Annotated in this window: 13 protein-coding genes; 12 read left to right on the forward strand and 1 reads right to left on the reverse strand. The window is 59.5% G+C overall.

Annotated elements, in window-relative coordinates; all coding sequences use genetic code 11:
* Positions 1-131: 131 nt before the first annotated feature.
* The 11 genes from L904_RS06535 to L904_RS26780 all read left to right on the forward strand — a co-directional run bounded on the left by L904_RS06535 (position 132) and on the right by L904_RS26780 (position 15599).
* A complete protein-coding gene (locus tag L904_RS06535) occupies positions 132-1598 on the forward strand; it encodes an alpha-glucosidase/alpha-galactosidase (protein ID WP_020811642.1) in 1467 nt (488 codons plus the stop codon).
* Between the two features lie 108 nt (positions 1599-1706).
* Positions 1707-3794 (forward strand): ABC transporter substrate-binding protein, encoded by a 2088-nt coding sequence (locus L904_RS06540; protein ID WP_020811643.1) that lies wholly within the window; start codon positions 1707-1709, stop codon positions 3792-3794.
* Positions 3795-3881: 87 nt separating this feature from the next.
* A complete protein-coding gene (locus tag L904_RS06545; protein WP_020811644.1) occupies positions 3882-4889 on the forward strand; it encodes an ABC transporter permease in 1008 nt (335 codons plus the stop codon).
* 1 nt (position 4890) lies between these two features.
* A complete protein-coding gene (locus L904_RS06550; RefSeq protein ID WP_020811645.1) occupies positions 4891-6027 on the forward strand; it encodes an ABC transporter permease in 1137 nt (378 codons plus the stop codon).
* Positions 6028-6039: 12 nt separating this feature from the next.
* On the forward strand, positions 6040-7710 hold the full coding sequence (locus L904_RS06555; protein ID WP_020811646.1) for an ABC transporter ATP-binding protein: 1671 nt from the start codon (positions 6040-6042) through the stop codon (positions 7708-7710).
* A gap of 22 nt (positions 7711-7732) precedes the next feature.
* Entirely contained in the window at positions 7733-9106 is a 1374-nt protein-coding gene (locus tag L904_RS06560) for an alpha-glucosidase/alpha-galactosidase (RefSeq protein ID WP_020811647.1), read from the forward strand.
* A 441-nt stretch (positions 9107-9547) separates the two neighbouring features.
* Positions 9548-10612, forward strand: a complete 1065-nt coding sequence (locus L904_RS06565) for an HlyD family secretion protein (protein ID WP_020811649.1) — start codon at positions 9548-9550, stop codon at positions 10610-10612.
* An 11-nt stretch (positions 10613-10623) separates the two neighbouring features.
* Complete coding sequence (gene rbbA, locus L904_RS06570) at positions 10624-13401, forward strand: ribosome-associated ATPase/putative transporter RbbA (protein WP_031234147.1); 2778 nt, start codon at positions 10624-10626, stop codon at positions 13399-13401.
* Positions 13398-14516, forward strand: coding sequence for an ABC transporter permease (locus L904_RS06575; protein WP_020811651.1), 1119 nt, complete (start codon positions 13398-13400; stop codon positions 14514-14516). The genes rbbA and L904_RS06575 overlap by 4 nt, the downstream gene beginning before the upstream one ends.
* Before the next feature lie 115 nt (positions 14517-14631).
* The gene (locus L904_RS06580) at positions 14632-15234 is read left to right on the forward strand and encodes a hypothetical protein (RefSeq protein ID WP_020811652.1); all 603 of its coding nucleotides are present in this window, start codon (positions 14632-14634) and stop codon (positions 15232-15234) included.
* 218 nt (positions 15235-15452) lie between these two features.
* Positions 15453-15599, forward strand: a complete 147-nt coding sequence (locus L904_RS26780) for a DUF1127 domain-containing protein (RefSeq protein ID WP_003521716.1) — start codon at positions 15453-15455, stop codon at positions 15597-15599.
* 432 nt (positions 15600-16031) lie between these two features.
* Here L904_RS26780 and L904_RS06585 read toward each other — a convergent pair whose 3' ends face one another.
* Positions 16032-16475: a response regulator gene (locus L904_RS06585; protein ID WP_020811653.1), complete on the reverse strand. Its 444-nt coding sequence runs from the start codon at positions 16473-16475 to the stop codon at positions 16032-16034.
* Between the two features lie 476 nt (positions 16476-16951).
* On the opposite strand from L904_RS06585, the gene ftsZ reads away from it, so the two are divergent.
* Entirely contained in the window at positions 16952-17914 is a 963-nt protein-coding gene (gene ftsZ / locus L904_RS06590) for a cell division protein FtsZ (RefSeq protein ID WP_003521714.1), read from the forward strand.
* Positions 17915-18124 lie beyond the last annotated feature (210 nt).

Here is an 18124-nt window from a genome sequence, read left to right on the forward strand (position 1 = left end):
AGCGGGATATTGCTGCTGAAAAATTGGGAGTAAGGCCGGTTTTCCGGGATTCTTACGGGTATTTTTCTGCAACGCCATTTTACGATCCTGCGGCCCGTTTCACCCGTTCGATTTGCAACAGAGGTGGCGTTATGAGTTTCAAAATCGCTATTATTGGCGCAGGCAGCGTCGGTTTCACGAAAAAACTGTTCACCGATCTCCTGTGTGTGCCGGAGTTTCGCGATATTGAAGTCGCGCTGACGGATATCAGCCAGCGCAATCTGGATATGATCAGGGCGATCCTCGAGAAGATCGTCGAGGCCAATGGTTTCCCCGTCAAGGTGACGGCCGATACCGACCGCAGGCGGGCGCTGGAGGGCGCGAAATATATTATCAGCTGCGTGCGGGTCGGCGGGCTGGAAGCCTATGCGGACGATATCCGCATTCCGCTGAAATACGGCATCGACCAGTGCGTGGGCGATACGATCTGCGCCGGCGGCATTCTCTACGGTCAGCGCAACATTCCCGTCATTCTGGATTTCTGCAAGGATATCCGCGAAGTCGCCGCACCGGGTGCGAAATTCCTGAACTACGCCAACCCTATGGCGATGAACACCTGGGCGGCCATCGAATATGGCAAGGTGGATACGGTCGGTCTCTGCCACGGCGTTCAGCACGGCGCCGAACAGATCGCCGAAATTCTCGGTGCGAAAAGCGTGTCCGAGCTGGATTACATCTGCTCCGGCATCAACCACCAGACATGGTTCATCGATCTGAGGCTCAACGGTCGCAAGATCGGCAAGGACGAGCTGGTCGCGGCCTTTGAGGCGCATCCGGTCTTCTCGCAGCAAGAGAAACTGCGCATCGACGTGCTGAAGCGGTTCGGCGTCTATTCGACGGAAAGCAACGGCCATCTGTCCGAATATCTGCCGTGGTATCGCAAGCGGCCGGAAGAGATTGCCCGCTGGATCGACATGTCCGACTGGATCCACGGTGAAACCGGGGGGTATCTGCGCCACTCCACCGAAACACGCAACTGGTTCGAAACCGAGTTTCCGCAGTTCCTCGCCTCGGCCGCCAAGCCCATCGATCCGGCCAAGCGCTCCAATGAACATGCGAGCCACATTCTGGAAGCGCTGGAAACCGGGCGTGTCTATCGCGGTCATTTCAACGTCAAGAACAATGGCGTCATCACCAATCTGCCGGCGGACGCCATCATCGAATCCCCCGGTTTCGTCGACCGTTTCGGCATCAACATGGTCTCAGGCATAACCCTGCCGGAAGCCTGCGCAGCCACCTGCATGGCCTCCATCAACGTGCAGCGCATGTCCGTGCATGCGGCGGTGAGCGGCGATATCGATCTTTTGAAGCTTGCCGTGCTGCACGATCCGCTGGTCGGTGCCGTCGCCACACCGGAGGAGGTCTGGCAGATGGTGGACGAGATGGTCGTCGCGCAGGCGCGCTGGCTGCCGCAATATGCCGATGCCGTGCCGGCGGCGAAGGAGCGGCTTGCGAAATCCAGGGTCAAGACCCGCGACTGGGCCGGTGCCGCCCGCCGCAATGTGCGCTCCATCGAAGAACTGCGGGCCGAAAAATCGGCGCTGAAAAAGGCTGTTTGAAGGAAAAGGCATGGGAACAGGCCGGGCGGCGGAAGGGAGTTCGCCGCCACGGCCAGAACGATCACAGAGGGTGGGCGGTCGAAGAGCTGCCATTTGGGAGGAATGACGATGTTACTTCAACGCAGGATCGGTATCATCTCGGCACTGGGTCTCGGTGTTTCGATGATCGCACTCAATGCGAATGCCTTCGAGACCACCACGCCGCCGGAGCCGCCGCAATTTCCGGCCGAAGGCAAGATCAACTATGTGGCGCGCGATTCGATCCTCGAATTCAAGGCGCTGCCGAGCTACAGCGAGCCTGACTGGGTCAGCGAGAAATTCGAAAAGACCGGCAAGCTGCCGCCCTTGAAAGAGCGCCTGCCGGAAGAACCGCTGGTCTACAAGACCGGCAATATGCCCGACGGTATGGGCGTTTACGGCGATACGATGCGCCATGTGGTCGGCGGCAGGCCCGAGGGCTGGAACTATATTGCCGGCCAGAGCCAGGGCTGGGGCGGCATCGATATCGCCCTTTCCGAATGCCTGACGCGCACCGCACCGCTCTTCCAGGTGGATGCCAAGGATACCGAGCCGCTGCCCAATCTGGCGAAAAGCTGGGAATGGTCCGAGGATGGCCACAAGCTGACGATGCATCTCGTCAAGGGCGCGAAATGGTCGGACGGCGAGTCCTTCAATGCCGATGACGTGATGTTCTACTGGGAAGATGCGGTCGTCGACCCCAATGTTTCACCGCTTGGCGGCGGCGCATCGCCCGAGGCTTTCGGTGAGGGAACGACCCTTAAAAAGATCGATGATTACACCGTCGAATGGACCTTCAAGGCGGCTTTTCCCAAGCAATATCTCTACACCATGGCCTATCCGAGCTTCTGCCCCGGGCCGTCGCATATCCTGAAACCGCAGCATCCGAAATATTCCAAGAATACCTATAACCAGTTCAAGAACGCTTTCCCGCCGGAATATATGAACATGCCGGTCATGGGGGCATGGGTGCCGGTCGCTTATCGGCCTGATGACATCATCGTGCTGCGACGCAATCCCTATTACTGGAAGGTGGATGAGAAGGGCCAGCAGCTGCCTTATCTCAACGAGGTGCACTACAAGCTTTCCACCTGGGCCGACCGTGATGTCCAGGCCGTGGCAGGATCGGGCGATTTCTCCAACCTCGAACAGCCGGAGAATTTCGTCGCCTCGCTTAAACGCGCCGCCGATCCCAATGCGCCGGCCCGTCTTGCCTTCGGGCCGCGGCTCATCGGTTATAATCTGCAGATGAATTTCTCCGCTAATGGCTGGGGCAATCCGGATGAACGCGGGCAGGCCATTCGTGAACTGAACCGCAACGAGGTTTTCCGTCAGGCCGTCACATCGGCCATCGACCGCAAGGCAGTCGGCGACTCGCTGGTGAAGGGGCCGTTCACGGCGATCTATCCGGGCGGCATTTCATCGGGCACCAGCTTCTATGACCGCGCCTCCACGGTCTATTACCCCTTCAAACTCGAGGCCGCCAAGGCCGCACTCGCCTCGATAAGCCTCAAGGATACGGACGGCGATGGTTTCCTGAATTTCCCGAAGGAAACGCTGGGTGGCCGCAATGTCGAGATTACCCTTCTCGTCAATAACGGTTACGCGACGGACAAGAGCCTCGCGGAAGGTCTTGTTGGCCAGATGGCTAAACTCGGCCTTCGCGTCGTCATCAACAGCCTCGATTCCAACCAGCGCGATGCTGCTCATTATGGCGGGCAGTTCGACTGGCTGGTGCGCCGCAACTCCACCGAGCTTTCATCCGTGGTGCAGAATACCGAGCAGCTTGCCCCTGTCGGCCCGCGCACCAGCTGGAACCATCGCTCGCCCGAAGGCAAGGAACTCGATCTGATGCCGTTCGAGAAGGAGATGGCCGATCTTGTTCGCAAGTTCATCTCCTCGCAGGACAATGCAGAGCGGGCCGAACTGATGAAGCAGTATCAGAAGGTCTATACGCAGAACCTCTATACGATCGGTCTCACCGAATATCCCGGCGCGCTGATCGTCAACAAGCGGTTCTCGAATGTGCCGCAGGGCACGCCGATCTTCATGTTCAACTGGGCTGAAGACTCCATCATCCGCGAACGCCTTTGGGTCGCGGCGGATAAGCAGGGCAAATACGAACTCTTCCCGCAGCAGCTTCCCGGCAAGCCGGGTGAGGGCGGACCGATTAACTAGAACTCCTCCCGGAGAAAACCCGGTACCGGTCGCGCGTGAAGCGCGGCCGGAGATACACGGCCCATCCAAACCGAGGAAGACCGTTCGATGCTGAGATTTCTGACGATACGCGTTGCATCCGCCATTCCGGTATTGTTGATCCTGAGCGTGGTAACCTTCGCCATCATTCAGGCACCGCCCGGCGATTATGCCGACTACATCCGCTCGCAGCTGATGAACCAGGGCGGCGCGTCCTTCGAACAGGCGGAAGCGCAGGCTCAGGCTTATCGCATCGAGCACGGCCTCGATAAGCCGCTCGTCATTCAATATTTCAACTGGATCGGCGGCATCGTCACCCGCGGCGATTTCGGCTACAGCTTCTATTACAACAAGCCGGTCGCCGATGTGGTTGGCGAACGCCTGCCGCGCACCATTGCGCTGGCGCTGGTCTGCCACATCTTTGCATCGGTTCTCGGTATCGCCTTCGGCATCTGGGCGGCCACACGGCAATATTCCTGGGTCGACAATCTTCTGTCGACCGTTGCCTTCCTCGGCATGACGATCCCGCGCTTCCTGATGGCGCTGATCCTCGTCTATCTCATGGTGTTTCATTTCGACGTGTCGGAGATCGGCAGCTTCTTTTCGCCGCAATATGGCGGTGCGCCGTGGTCATGGGCCAAGTTCGTCGATCTCGTCAGCCATGTCTGGCCGGTGGTCGCCATCGCCGTCTTCGGTGGGCTGGCCTATAATATGCGGGTGATGCGCGGCAATCTGCTCGATACGCTAAATGCGCAATATGTCGAGACGGCGCGCGCCAAGGGTCTTCCGGAAGGCGCCGTCATCATGCGCCATGCGGTTCCGAACGCCGTGCACCCGCTCGTCATGTATCAGGGCGTGGTGCTGCCTTACATGTTGAGCGGCGAGATCGAAACCGCGATCATCTTCGCGTTGCCGACCGTCGGCCCGGCCATTGTCGGCTCCATGGCGGTGGGGGACGTCTATGTCACCGCGACCTTCATGATGGTGCTGGCTGCAACGCTGATCGTCGGCAACATCATCGCCGATATGCTGCTTGCCATGCTTGACCCGCGCGTTCGCGAATTCGGGAGGGCCTGAGATGATGGCGTTTGACGAGATGAAGACCGAAACCGCCACCGCAGCAAAACCCGACCGTTCCGCCCATGGCAACGAGACCTATCTCGCGCTGGTCTGGCGGCGTCTCAGACGCTCCTTCACCGGCATGGTCGGGCTGGTGCTGGTGGCGCTGTTGATCCTGATCGCCATCTTTGCAGATTTCTTCGCGCCGATGAACCCGCTCGAAACCCATGGCAGCTTCTCGCCGCCGCAGGTGGTGCGCTTCACCGACAAGGACGGCAATTTCAGCCTTGCACCGCGCGTCTATGCCATCGCCGAAACGGAAGAGCTTGATCCGGTCACCTTCCAGCCCATCGTCGGGCCGGATTACGACAATCCCGTCCATCTCGGCTTCTTCGTCAAAGGTGCGGAATACAGGCTGCTGGGCCTCATCCCGATGAGCCGTCACTTCTTCGGCTCGACCGACGGCCAGCCGGTGCATTTTCTCGGCACCGACAAGTTCGGACGCGACGTGCTGTCGCGCGCCATCTATGGCTCGCGCATCTCGCTTGCCATTGCCTTGAGCGTCGTCGCCATCGTCACCGTCATCGGCACCAGCGTCGGGTTGATATCAGGATATTTCGGCGGGCCGCTGGATGCCTGGGTGCAGCGTTTCGTGGAGGTAGTACTGGCCTTCCCGCAATTGCCGCTCTATCTCGCGCTGACCTCGCTCATTCCGGTAACCGCACCCACTACCGTGTTCCTCGTCTTCGTCGTCGGCGTCATGTCGGCGCTCGGCTGGGCGCAGATGTCACGCGAGGTGCGCGGCAAGACGCTGGCGCTGGCGCGTATCGATTATGTGCGCGCCGCCATTGCCGTTGGCGCCACCGACCGGCGTATCATTTTCCAGCATATTCTGCCGAATGTGATGAGCCATGTGATCGTCGCCGTGACGCTGCATATTCCAAGCGTCGTGCTGCTCGAATCCTTCCTCGGCTTCCTTGGCTTTGCGGTGAAGCCGCCGCTCATCTCCTGGGGGCTGATGCTGCAGGATACGGCGACCTATTCCGTCATAGGTTCCTATCCCTGGATTCTCGCACCTGTTGGTTTCGTGCTGGTCACTGTTTTCGCCTTCAACGCGCTGGGCGATGGCCTGCGCGATGCCGTCGATCCCTATTGAGAGGAGCGTAATATGGTTGCTGCTGCACAAAATAACACTTACGCGCCCGCCATCCGCTTCGATGCCGATGACCGAAACGACGACGCCATCATCGATGCGCGCAACATTGCCGTGACCTTCAAGGTGGAGCACGGAACGGTGGAGGCGGTGAAGGACATCTCCTTCCAGCTTTACCGGGGCGAGACGATAGCCATCGTTGGCGAATCCGGTTCGGGAAAATCCGTCACGGCCCGCACCATCATGGGACTTTTGACGAAGCGGGCGACCGTTGCGAAATCCGCGACCGTGCGTTTCAACGGCGACGACATTCTGAAGTTTTCTAGCCGTCAGCGGCGTGCGCTGCGCGGCAACCGCATCTCGATGATCTTTCAGGAGCCGATGAGTTCATTGAACCCGATCTATACGATCGGCAGCCAGATCGTCGAGGCGATCCGCGTTCATTCGAAACTCAGTCGGAAGGAGGCCGAGGCGAGGGCGCTTGATCTTCTGCGGCAGGTGCAGATACCGGAACCGGAAGCGCGGCTGAAGCAATATCCGCACCAGCTTTCCGGCGGCCAGCGGCAGCGTGTGATGATCGCCATGGCGCTTTCCAACGATCCGGATGTGCTGATTGCCGACGAGCCGACCACCGCGCTCGATGTGACGGTGCAGGCGCAGATCCTCAACCTCATCCGCGATCTTCAGAAGAAGCGCGGCATGGCCGTGGTTCTCATCACCCATGACCTGACGATCGTGAAGCAGTTTTCCGATTATGTTTATGTCATGCAGCATGGCGAGATACGTGAGCACAACACCACGGAAAAGCTCTTCGAAGCGCCGCAGCACCCCTATACGAAAAAGCTGCTTGCCTCCGAACCGCATGGCACGGCAAAGCCGCTGCCGGAAAATTCCGGCGTGCTCCTGACCGCAAGCGGCGTGCGGGTCTCTTTCATGATGCGTTACGGCGGCCTGTTTAAACCCGAACTGAAGGAACTGATCGCCGTCGATAGCCTGGGGCTTACCCTCAATCGGCACGAGACGCTGGGGCTCGTCGGTGAATCCGGTTCCGGCAAGACGACCTTCGGCCAATCCCTGCTGCGGCTGAACGAACCGGTGGCCGGGGAGGTGGTCTTTGACGGGGAGAGGGTCGATGGCCGCTCCCGCGCCGAAATGCGGCCTTTGCGTTCGCGTATGCAGATCGTCTTTCAAGATCCCTTCGCCTCGCTCAATCCGCGCATGACCATCGGCCAGATCATCGAGGAAGGTCTCGTCGTCAACGGCCTCGGGCGAACCAAGGCCGAAAGGCTGGACCGGGTGCGCGACGCGCTGGAAGCGGCGGGCATGCCCGGCAATATCCTCTCGCGTTTTCCGCATGAATTCTCCGGCGGCCAACGGCAGCGCATCGCCATTGCGCGCGCCGTGGCGCTGGAGCCGGAATTCATCCTTCTCGACGAGCCGACCTCGGCGCTCGATCTTTCCGTGCAGGCGCAGATCATCGATCTACTGCGCAAGCTGCAGGATGAGCGGGGCCTGAGTTATCTGTTCATCTCACATGACCTGAAGGTGGTGCGCGCACTCTGCCACCGCGTCATCGTCATGCAAAGCGGCAGGATCGTCGAGGAAGGCCCTGTCGACGACGTTCTTACTCACCCAAAAACCGAATATACTCAGCGGCTTGTACGGGCCGCCTTCGAAATCGCTTGAATTCCCAATGCTGGAGGTAGACATGGCAAGAGATCCCAAGATCACATTCATCGGCGCAGGCTCCACGGTGTTCATGAAGAACATCATCGGCGACGTGCTGCAGCGTCCGGCGCTTTCAGGCGCCACCATCGCGCTGATGGATATCAACCGTGAAAGGCTGGAAGAAAGCGCCATCGTCGTCAACAAGCTGATTTCGACGCTTGGCGCAAAGGCGAAGGCCGAGACCTATACGGACCAGAAAAAGGCACTTGCCGGTGCCGATTTCGTCGTCGTCGCCTTCCAGATCGGCGGCTATGAACCCTGCACGGTCACCGATTTCGAGGTGCCGCGTAAATACGGCCTGCGCCAGACCATTGCCGATACGCTCGGCGTCGGCGGCATCATGCGCGGCCTTCGCACCGTGCCGCATCTGTGGAAGATTTGCGAGGACATGCTGGCCGTCTGCCCCAACGCCATCATGCTGCAATATGTGAACCCCATGGCGATCAATACCTGGGCGATTGCGGAGAAATATCCGACGATCCGGCAGGTCGGCCTTTGCCATTCGGTGCAGGGCACAGCCATGGAGCTCGCCCACGATCTCGATATCCCTTACGAGGAAATCCGCTACCGTTCCGCCGGCATCAACCACATGGCGTTCTTCCTGGAGTTCGAGCACCGCCAGCCGGATGGAAGCTACAAGAACCTCTATCCCGACCTCGTGCGCGGTTACCGCGAAGGCCGTGCGCCAAAACCCGGATGGAACCCGCGCTGCCCCAACAAGGTGCGTTACGAGATGCTGACGCGGCTCGGTTATTTCGTCACCGAAAGCTCCGAGCATTTCGCCGAATATACGCCCTATTTCATCAAGGAAGGGCGCGAGGATTTGATCGAGAAATTCGGTATCCCGCTCGATGAATACCCGAAGCGCTGCATCGAGCAGATCGAACGCTGGAAGGGGCAGGCGGCGGCCTATCGTTCGGCCGAGAAGATCGAGGTAAAGCAGTCAAAGGAATATGCCTCCTCCATCATCAACTCGGTCTGGACCGGCGAACCCTCGGTGATATACGGCAACCAGCGCAACAATGGCTGCATCACCTCGTTGCCATCGGATTGCGCGGCGGAAGTGCCCTGCCTTGTCGATCATAACGGCGTGCAGCCCACCTTTGTCGGCGAATTACCGCCGCAGCTCACCGCCCTTATGCGCACCAACATCAATGTGCAGGAACTGACGGTGCGGGCGCTGATGAGCGAAAACCGCGAGCACATCTTCCACGCGGCGATGATGGACCCGCATACGGCGGCGGAACTGGATCTCGACCAGATATGGTCGCTGGTGGACGATCTGCTGCTGGCCCATCGCGACTGGCTGCCGGAATGGACGCAGGAGGAGGTGAAGCGGGCGCGGGCGGTGTAAGGCGCCGGTCGCTGCGACAAAATACGAAGGTGCAGACCATCTCCTCCGTCATGCCGGACTAGATCCGGCATCCAGCCACGGCGCGTCTGCGTCGTGAGAAGACTCTTCCGCGATCAAGGACTTGATCGCGCTGGACCCCGGATCAGTCCGGGGTGACGGGGTGCGGATGATGCGGTTTTGCCAAACGAGGCCGTTTCATAGGGCTTTGCAACCCACGAGGTTTGCCATCATCATCCGGTTTAGGCGTCTGTCCGAAACCCTCAAAGCATTTGACTTGTGTCAAGGCCACAAAACACCTTGACGTCTAGACATCACCTGAACCCGATCTATCCCCTCTTAAATAGGAGAAATGTCGGGTGCGAATACTAAACGCAAAGGTGGCTGGCTTCTTCGGTTTCATCGTATTAGGGTTGAAATTCGAAGGGTTCATGGGGAAGACGGATGTCTAAAAAAGGCTTGCTCGTTGGTCTGGTGATTCTGGTTATTGCCGGTGTCGCCTATTTCTCCTGGTCAAAGCTGAAGGGTGAGGGACTTCCCGCCGGATTTGTGGCCAGTAACGGCCGGATCGAGGCCGTCGAGATCGACATTTCCACGAAAACCGCCGGTCGCCTTCAGGACATCATGGTGCGTGAAGGCGATTTCGTGAAGGCCGGGCAGGTGCTTGCCCAGATGGATACGGCGCAACTGGAGGCGAGGAAGCGTCAGGCGGAAGCGCAGTTTCGCCGCGCGAAAATAGCGATCGATACGGCCCACAGCCTCGTCGCCCAGCGGGAGGCGGAGAAGACCTCGGCGCTGGCAGTGGTGGAACAGCGCAAGGCCCAGCTCGATTCCGCCTCCAAGACCTATGCGCGCTCGAAACAGCTGCTGACCGGCAACGCCGTCTCGCAGCAGATCGTCGATGACAGTGAAGCCGCCGAGCAGTCCGCCCGCGCCACGCTCGCTTCCGCCGAGGCTTCGCTTGCCGCCTCCGATGCCGCAATCAACGCCGCCAAGGCGCAGATCGTCGATGCCGAGGCGGCGGTGGATGCCGCGCAGGCCGATATTGAAAGCATCGAGACGGATATCGCCGATGCGACGCTGAAATCGCCTCGCGATGGCCGCGTGCAATACCGGATCGCCCAGCCCGGTGAGGTGCTTTCCGCCGGTGGACGGGTTCTGAACCTGGTCGATCTCGGCGATGTCTATATGACGTTCTTCCTGCCGACGGCCGAGGCTGGCCGCACGTCCATGGGCTCGGATGTGCGCCTGATATTGGATGCCGCCCCGCAATATACCATCCCAGCCAAGGTTTCCTTCGTCGCCGATGTCGCGCAGTTCACACCGAAAACGGTCGAAACCGAAGAAGAACGCCAGAAGCTGACATTCCGGGTGAGGGCGCAAATCCCGCAGGAGCTGCTGCAGAAATATATCCAGTATGTCAAAACCGGCCTGCCCGGCATGGCCTATGTCCGGCTTGATCCGCAGGCGGCCTGGCCGGAAAATCTCGAACGTAACCTCGTCAAGTGAGGGTGGCCGCCATGGGCACACCCTCCGCGATGAACAGTGAAAACGACAGGAACGCGCCGGTTGCGCGGCTGGCGGATGTGCGGCTGGCCTTCGGCAGCACGGTCGCTCTGGCCGACATATCGGTTGAAATTCCGTCCGGGCGGATGATCGGGCTTATCGGGCCCGACGGTGTCGGTAAATCCAGCCTCCTGTCGCTCGTCTCCGGCGCGCGCGCCATCCAGAAGGGCAAGGTGGAGGTTCTGGGTGGCGACATGTCCGATCCGCGCCACCGCGAGGATACCTGCCCGCGTATCGCCTATATGCCGCAGGGTCTTGGCAAGAACCTCTATCCCACCCTGTCTGTCTTCGAGAATATCGATTTTTTCGGGCGGCTGTTCGGGCAGGGCGGCAGGGAGCGGCAGACGCGCATTGCCGAGCTGCTGAAAAGTACCGGCCTCGAGCCCTTCGCCGACCGCCCCGCGATGAAACTTTCCGGCGGCATGAAGCAGAAGCTGGGGCTCTGCTGCGCGCTGATCCACGATCCCGACCTGCTCATTCTCGATGAGCCGACCACGGGCGTCGATCCGCTGTCGCGGCGGCAATTCTGGGAACTGATCGATTCCATCCGGGCCGGGCGTCCGGGCATGAGCGTTATCGTTGCCACGGCCTATATGGAAGAGGCCGCCGGTTTCGACTGGCTGGTCGCGATGGATGGCGGCGAAATACTCGCCACCGGCTCGCCTGCCGAACTTCTCAAGCGCACCTCCGCACCCAATCTCGACGCCGCCTTTATCGCGCTCCTGCCCGAAGAAAAGCGCGAAGGCTACCACGAAGTCCATATCGCGCCGCGCAAGGTGGCGGGTGAGGGCGATTATGCCATCGAGGCGTCGCATCTCAGCATGCGCTTCGGTGATTTCACCGCCGTCGACAATGTCAGCTTCAAGATTCCGCGTGGCGAGATTTTCGGCTTTCTCGGCTCGAACGGTTGCGGAAAATCCACCACAATGAAAATGCTGACGGGGCTTCTGGCCGCCAGCGAAGGCGAGGCGAAGCTTTTCGGGCACAGGGTGGATGCCAGCGACATGGCGATCCGTCACCGCGTCGGCTACATGAGCCAGGCATTCTCGCTCTATTCCGAACTGACGGTGCGGCAGAACCTCGATCTTCACGCCCGCCTGTTCAAGCTGCCGGAAGAAACCATTCAGCCGCGTATCGCCGAAATGGCCGAGCGTTTCGATCTCGGCGCGGTCATGGAGACACTGCCGGATGACCTGCCGCTCGGCATCCGGCAGAGGCTGTCGCTGGCGGTGGCGATGATCCATTCGCCCGACATTCTCATCCTCGACGAGCCGACCTCCGGCGTCGACCCGGTGGCGCGGGACGGGTTCTGGCAAATCCTTGCCGATCTCTCCCGCAACGACAATGTCACCATCTTCATCTCCACCCATTTCATGAACGAGGCGGAGCGCTGCGACCGGATTTCGCTGATGCATGCCGGCAAGGTACTGATCAGCGATACGCCTGACGCGATTACCAAGAGCCGAAATGCCGCAACGCTCGAAGAGGCTTTCGTCGCCTATCTCGAGGATGCTTCGGGCGTCAAGAAGGCGGAGCCTGCGGCAGCGCCCGTCGCGACAGCGCAGGTGCCGGCGACGCAACATGCTGCACCCAGTCGTAAGCGGTTTTTCGATTTCAGGCGCATGTTCAGCTATACCCGCCGCGAGGCGCTGGAACTGCAGCGGGATCCCATTCGCGGCACGCTGGCGGTGCTCGGTAGTGTCATCCTGATGTTCGTCATCGGATACGGCATCAATCTCGATGTCGAGGACCTGACCTTCGCGGTGCTGGACCGTGACGATTCCACCATCAGCCGCGATTACGTGCTCGACATTGCCGGCTCGCGTTATTTCATCGAGAAGGAACCGATCCGCGATTATGCCGATATGGACCGGCGGATGCGTGACGGGGAACTCAGCCTTGCCATTGAAATTCCCCCTGGTTTCGGCCGCGATGTCTTGCGCGGCAAGACGGTGGAGGTTGGCGCCTGGATCGACGGCGCCATGCCGCAGCGGGCAGAGACCGTGCGCGGTTACGTGCAGGGCATGCACCAGACATGGCTGGCGCGCAAGGCCGCCGAGATTTACGGCAGCGCGGCCACGCAAAGCAGCTTCAGCATCGAAACGCGCTATCGATACAATCCGGACGTCAAGAGCCTTGTCGCCATGGTGCCGGCGGTCATTCCGCTGCTGCTCATGCTCATTCCCGCCATGCTGGCGGCGCTCAGCGTCGTCAGGGAAAAGGAACTCGGCTCCATCGTCAATCTATACGTGACGCCGACCACGCGGCTGGAGTTCCTGATCGGCAAGCAGCTTCCTTATGTCGCCCTGGGCATGCTCAATTTCCTGCTTCTGACGGCCTTCGCCATCTTCATCTTTCAGGTGCCCTTCACCGGAAGTTATCTCGCCTATGCGACGGGAGCGCTGCTCTACGTCATCATCGCCACCTCCATCGGCCTTCTCATGTCGTCCTTCATGAAGAGCCAGATCGCGGCGATCTTCGGCACGGCTTTGCTGACGCTCATTCCGGCAACGCAATATTCGGGCATGATCGATCCCGTTTCGTCGCTACAGGGGGCAGGCGCCTTTATCGGCAACATTTATCCCGCCACCTATTTCATGACCATTTCGCGCGGCACCTTCTCCAAGGGGCTGGATTTCGCCGGGCTCTCCGGCTCGTTCCTGCCGCTTCTCATTGCCATTCCGCTGCTTCTCATCGCCGGCGCCGCACTTTTGAGGAAACAGGCGTCATGAAGCTGTTTTCGTCCAACATCTTCCAGCTCGGCATCAAGGAACTGCGCGGCCTTGCGCGTGACGGCATGTTGCTGCTGCTCATCGTCTACGCCTTCACGCTGCAGATTTACACCGGCTCCAGTGCGCTGCCGGAGACGCTGAACAATGCCGCCATCGCAATTGTCGACGAAGATCAGTCGCCGCTTTCAGGCCGCATCAGCACGGCTTTTTATCCGCCCTATTTCTCCCCGCCGAAGCAGATTTCCATTGCGGAAATGGACAAGCGCATGGATGCGGGCCTTGATACCTTCGCGCTCAACATCCCGCCGGATTTCCAGCGCCGGGTGATGGCCGGGCAACAGCCGGCCATCCAGCTCAATATCGACGCAACCCGCATGAGCCAGGCTTTCAGCGGCGGCGGTTATGTGCAGAGCATCGTAACGAGCGAAGTTCAGGAATATATCAACCGCTATCGCGGTGCGACGTCGGTGCCGGTGGACCTGACGCTACGCTCCCGTTTCAACCCGGAGCTCGACAAGTCGTGGTTCGGGTCGATCAACAACATCATCACCGCCATCACCATGCTGTCGATCGTGCTGACGGGGGCGGCGCTCATTCGCGAGCGCGAGCATGGCACGGTCGAGCATCTGCTGGTCATGCCGGTCACGCCGCTGGAAATCATGCTCAGCAAGGTCTGGTCCATGGGCCTTGTCGTGCTGCTGGCGTCTGCTTTTTCGCTGTTTGTCGTCGTCAGGGGCCTGCTCGCCATTCCAATCGAAGGGTCGCTCTTGCTCTTCCTGCTCGGAACGGCGTTGCAGCTCTTCGCCATGACGTCGATGGGCATCTTCCTTGCGACGGTGGCCGGTTCCATGCCGCAATTCGGCATGCTGCTGATCCTGTTCCTGCTGCCGTTGCAGGTGCTCTCCGGCGCCATGACGCCGCGTGAAAGCATGCCTGATATCATCAAGTACATCATGCTTCTCGCACCCAACACCCATTTCGTCATACTGGCGCAATCGGTGCTTTTCAGGGGGGCGGGGCTGGATGTGGTCTGGCCGCAATTGCTGGCGCTGCTGGCCATCGGCTCCGCGCTTTTCGTTTTCGCGCTTCGCCGTTTCAGACGTTTCCTGCGCTGATTCCGCCTATTTCCGCGCAAGTTGAATTAATTGTGTTCGGTAACGGTATGTTCGCCTTCCGTGAATATGCCTATGAGGACGGCTGGGTAAGCGGGCTTTGTTCAGGAGTAGCAAAATGAATATTGCAGCACGTCTGTCACTGGCAGCCATGATCGCACTGGCGGCAACGCCATCTCTTGCGTCAGAAGATATGACGTCGGAGACGAGCGAAGCGATATTCGGTTTCGGCGGCGTCCTGACGAAAGAGGACATGCTGAAAAGTGCAGCCCTCATTCCGGTGGAATATGAGCGCAATGCCATTCTGGGCGGCGGCTATCAGTTCTACCCCTACCACATCGGTAACGTGAAACTCGGCGGCGAAATCGGCGTCGCCGCCAGATTTGGCAAGGGCTTTACCGGTGAAGTCTGGGCGGGTCCGGTTGCACGTTACGAGCAGATCAGGCTCGGAGAGCGGCTGTTCATCACGCCGAGCTTTACCGCCGGCCTCAGCCTCGTCACGGATGCGCAGCGTGGCCGCGAGCGGGAACAGGAAATCAAGGACAACGGCAACGCGAATGTCCTGTTTTATCTGGGACCGGAAATCAACGTGTCCTTCAGCGAGGATTCTTCGACGGAATTCTTCTGGCGTCTTCACCACCGTTCCGGCGGTGGCAAAACACTGGGCAATATGAAAGGCGCCACAAACGCCAACGTATTCGGCGTCCGCTACAAGTTCTGAGCGGCGGGGGGCGGTTCTAGGCCCGGCGAACCGTCTGAATTTTAGTCACGTTTCTTTTTCGTCGCAAAGTGTCATGGGGAACCCTTGCGTCTGGCGCATGGGTGGATTGCCTTATTCTGCCTGTTAATTCGTCATCGAAACGCGCATATAGGGGGCATCAAAGGACGCCGGAACGAAAACGTTACTGACGTCACCTAAACCTCAGAAAGGGTAATGTCATGAACGTAGCACGCAGCTTCAATAACTGGCGCAAATATCGTCAGACCATCAACGAACTCGGCCGTATGAGCACCCGTGAACTGCACGATCTCGGTATCGATCGCAGCCAGATCACCAGCGTCGCCCGCGCCGCCGTTGGCAGGTAATCAAGGCGATATCGCCTATTTTGAATGTCCAAACGCCCGCTCAGCGGGCGTTTTTGTTTTGGGAATAGGGGATGCTTCTGCCGCGAATATCCGCCAGATAATCCGGCGATGTCGAAGTGCGAGCCGAAGGGTGGGGTTTTCTCGACCTCAGGCGATGAATATCGCCATGCAATGAATGCATATCTGTACTGCAAGCTTATGCCTGTCAAATGCGCAGAAAAATGCTATCTTCCAATCATCGAAAGGGATGTACCTCCTCCCACATCCTTTTGGTAAAGCGGGTGATCCTACTCCTCCTCCCAAAGGATTGCCCCGGGGACAGCGGTTTTCCTCCTCCCATATCGCTGTTCATCTTTTCAAAAAGCCTGCCGCACCTCCTCCCGCGGCAGGCTTTTTTGTTTTCAGAACTTGCCTTTGTCTTCAGGAAATATCTCAGTCGAAAGCCATCATGCCGATGGGCGTCACGGCGTGGGCGCCTGCACGTTTGGCAAGGGCATAAGCGAGGCACTGCTCCACGGCATCCTGCGGCACGGGTTTGGCGATCACGCCGGCGCCGATGCCGAGATTGACGACGACTTCGGGGTTTGCCGTCATGAAGATCACCACCACGCCATGATCTTCGGAAAGCCGCCGTCCGATCTCCGGGCCGGTCTGTCCGTCGGCAAGGTTGACGTCGACGAAGGCGATATCGGCGCGGCTGCCAAGCGCCACGGCGTCTTCCAGCCGGTTGGCGATGCCGATGACATCGGCCTCTTCTTCCGCCTGCAAAATGGAATCCTCTATATCCATGGCGATGAGGAATTCGTCTTCCACGATCAGCACACGCGGCTGTTCCGTGCGGAAACCCGGTTCGTTTTGCAAGACGTCTGCCAACATATGCCTGCCTCCATTCTGTGTTTCAGAGCAACGGATTGAAAACTGTATCGCGGTTGCCGATCATCCGGGGCTTCAACTAAACCCGGAGCGGGGGAACCGGTTCCGTTTTATTTCCCGCCGCTCCAGCGCGGTCGGCATGCAAACACTTCTCGGCGCAACTCGTTCCAAAGTGAGATAAACATAGTGAATGGAGTGTAAACGGTGTGCCTTTTCGGCTATCACCTTACAAGAGCGAAGCAGTTGATTCGGTTCGGTTTTCATCCGGGGAAGGGGTCGGAGAACGTCGCCGTGGAGCATCTTTCGCCCCCTGGAACACCGTTCTTTCGCCATTATGGGGTGAAAGGCCGGCATGAAAATTCAAAGCGTTACAGCCTCTTTCCCCATCGGGGAGGAAGCGCTGGAACCTTGCCGATCATTCGCGTGCCGCAGTCAAAGAACGGCGCGGGACCCTATGAGTTTAGAAAGAGAATAAGACGATGACCCAGTCTCCGCGCGCCACCATTGCCCGCAACACGCCCAATATCGCCGTCGTCGGCGTCGGTGGCGGTGGCGGCAACGCGATCAACAACATGATTGCCGAGGGCATCGGCGGCGTCGATTTCATCGCCGCCAATACGGATGCGCAGGCGCTGAAGAAGACCAACGCGCCGCGGCTCGTGCAGCTCAGCTCCGAACTGACCGGCGGGCTTGGCGCGGGCGCCGATCCCGAGGTTGGCCGGCAGGCAGCGATCGATTCCCTCGACGAGATCATGGATCACCTGAGCGGCTACGACATGTGTTTCATCACCGCCGGCATGGGCGGCGGCACCGGCACGGGCGCCGCACCCGTCATTGCCGAAGCCTGCCGGGCGAAAAACATCCTGACCGTCGGTGTCGTGACGCTTCCCTTCAGTTTCGAAGGCGCGCGCCGCATGCGGGCTGCCGAATATGGCTTCGCCAACCTGCTCAACACGGCAGATACCGTCATCGTCATCCCCAACCAGAACCTGCTGCGCATTGCCGATGCCGGCACGACCTTCGAAAATGCGCTGAAGACGGCCGACAAGGTTCTGTCTCTTGGCGTGCGCTGCATCACCGATCTCATTCTGCGCGAAGGCCTGGTCAATCTCGATTTCGCCGATGTGCGCTATGTCATGAAGAATGGCGGCCGGGCGCTGATGGGCACGGCGCAGGCCAAGGGTGAAAAGCGCGCCTCGGAAGCGGCGGCCGCAGCCATTGCCAACCCGCTGCTCGGCGAACCGTCGCTGAAGGAAGCACGCGGCGCATTGGTTTCCATCTCCGGCGGCAACGATCTGACGCTCTACGAGATCGATGAGGCAATGACGCTGGTGCGCGAGGCAGTCAGCGAAGAAACCGATGTGGTGATGGGCGCTTCCTTCGACCCGACGCTGGACGGCGCTTTCAAGATTTCGGTCGTCGCCACCGGCCTGCGCAACTGAGGCTTGCCTGAGGAGCGGCGTACTCTTCGCTTCCCAGGGAAATCGCCTTCCTTAGTCGGCGATGCCCTATAAACAGCGTCCACGCCACAAACTGAACGATCAAAAGCCGTCGCGGGCAATTTTCGCGACGGCTTTTTGTTGTTTTTGAACAATTATTCCGCCATTCGAAGAGGCTGCGGTGCTGCGCGGCGTTGATCGGGAAAAAATATA

The organism is Agrobacterium sp. LY4, assembly GCF_001526585.1.
Taxonomy (GTDB): domain Bacteria; phylum Pseudomonadota; class Alphaproteobacteria; order Rhizobiales; family Rhizobiaceae; genus Agrobacterium; species Agrobacterium leguminum.

Excerpts from the sequence above, each read along its gene's own strand:
- L904_RS06540 (WP_020811643.1), top strand. The coding sequence starts at position 1,707 with ATGTTACTTCAACGCAGGATCGGTATCATCTCGGCACTGGGTCTCGGT.
- L904_RS06565 (WP_020811649.1), top strand. The coding sequence starts at position 9,548 with ATGTCTAAAAAAGGCTTGCTCGTTGGTCTGGTGATTCTGGTTATTGCC.
- L904_RS06550 (WP_020811645.1), top strand. The coding sequence starts at position 4,891 with ATGATGGCGTTTGACGAGATGAAGACCGAAACCGCCACCGCAGCAAAA.
- L904_RS06545 (WP_020811644.1), top strand. The coding sequence starts at position 3,882 with ATGCTGAGATTTCTGACGATACGCGTTGCATCCGCCATTCCGGTATTG.
- L904_RS06580 (WP_020811652.1), top strand. The coding sequence starts at position 14,632 with ATGAATATTGCAGCACGTCTGTCACTGGCAGCCATGATCGCACTGGCG.
- L904_RS06555 (WP_020811646.1), top strand. The coding sequence starts at position 6,040 with ATGGTTGCTGCTGCACAAAATAACACTTACGCGCCCGCCATCCGCTTC.
- L904_RS06585 (WP_020811653.1), bottom strand. The coding sequence starts at position 16,475 with ATGTTGGCAGACGTCTTGCAAAACGAACCGGGTTTCCGCACGGAACAG.
- L904_RS06560 (WP_020811647.1), top strand. The coding sequence starts at position 7,733 with ATGGCAAGAGATCCCAAGATCACATTCATCGGCGCAGGCTCCACGGTG.
- rbbA (WP_031234147.1), top strand. The coding sequence starts at position 10,624 with ATGGGCACACCCTCCGCGATGAACAGTGAAAACGACAGGAACGCGCCG.
- ftsZ (WP_003521714.1), top strand. The coding sequence starts at position 16,952 with ATGACCCAGTCTCCGCGCGCCACCATTGCCCGCAACACGCCCAATATC.
- L904_RS26780 (WP_003521716.1), top strand. The coding sequence starts at position 15,453 with ATGAACGTAGCACGCAGCTTCAATAACTGGCGCAAATATCGTCAGACC.
- L904_RS06575 (WP_020811651.1), top strand. The coding sequence starts at position 13,398 with ATGAAGCTGTTTTCGTCCAACATCTTCCAGCTCGGCATCAAGGAACTG.
- L904_RS06535 (WP_020811642.1), top strand. The coding sequence starts at position 132 with ATGAGTTTCAAAATCGCTATTATTGGCGCAGGCAGCGTCGGTTTCACG.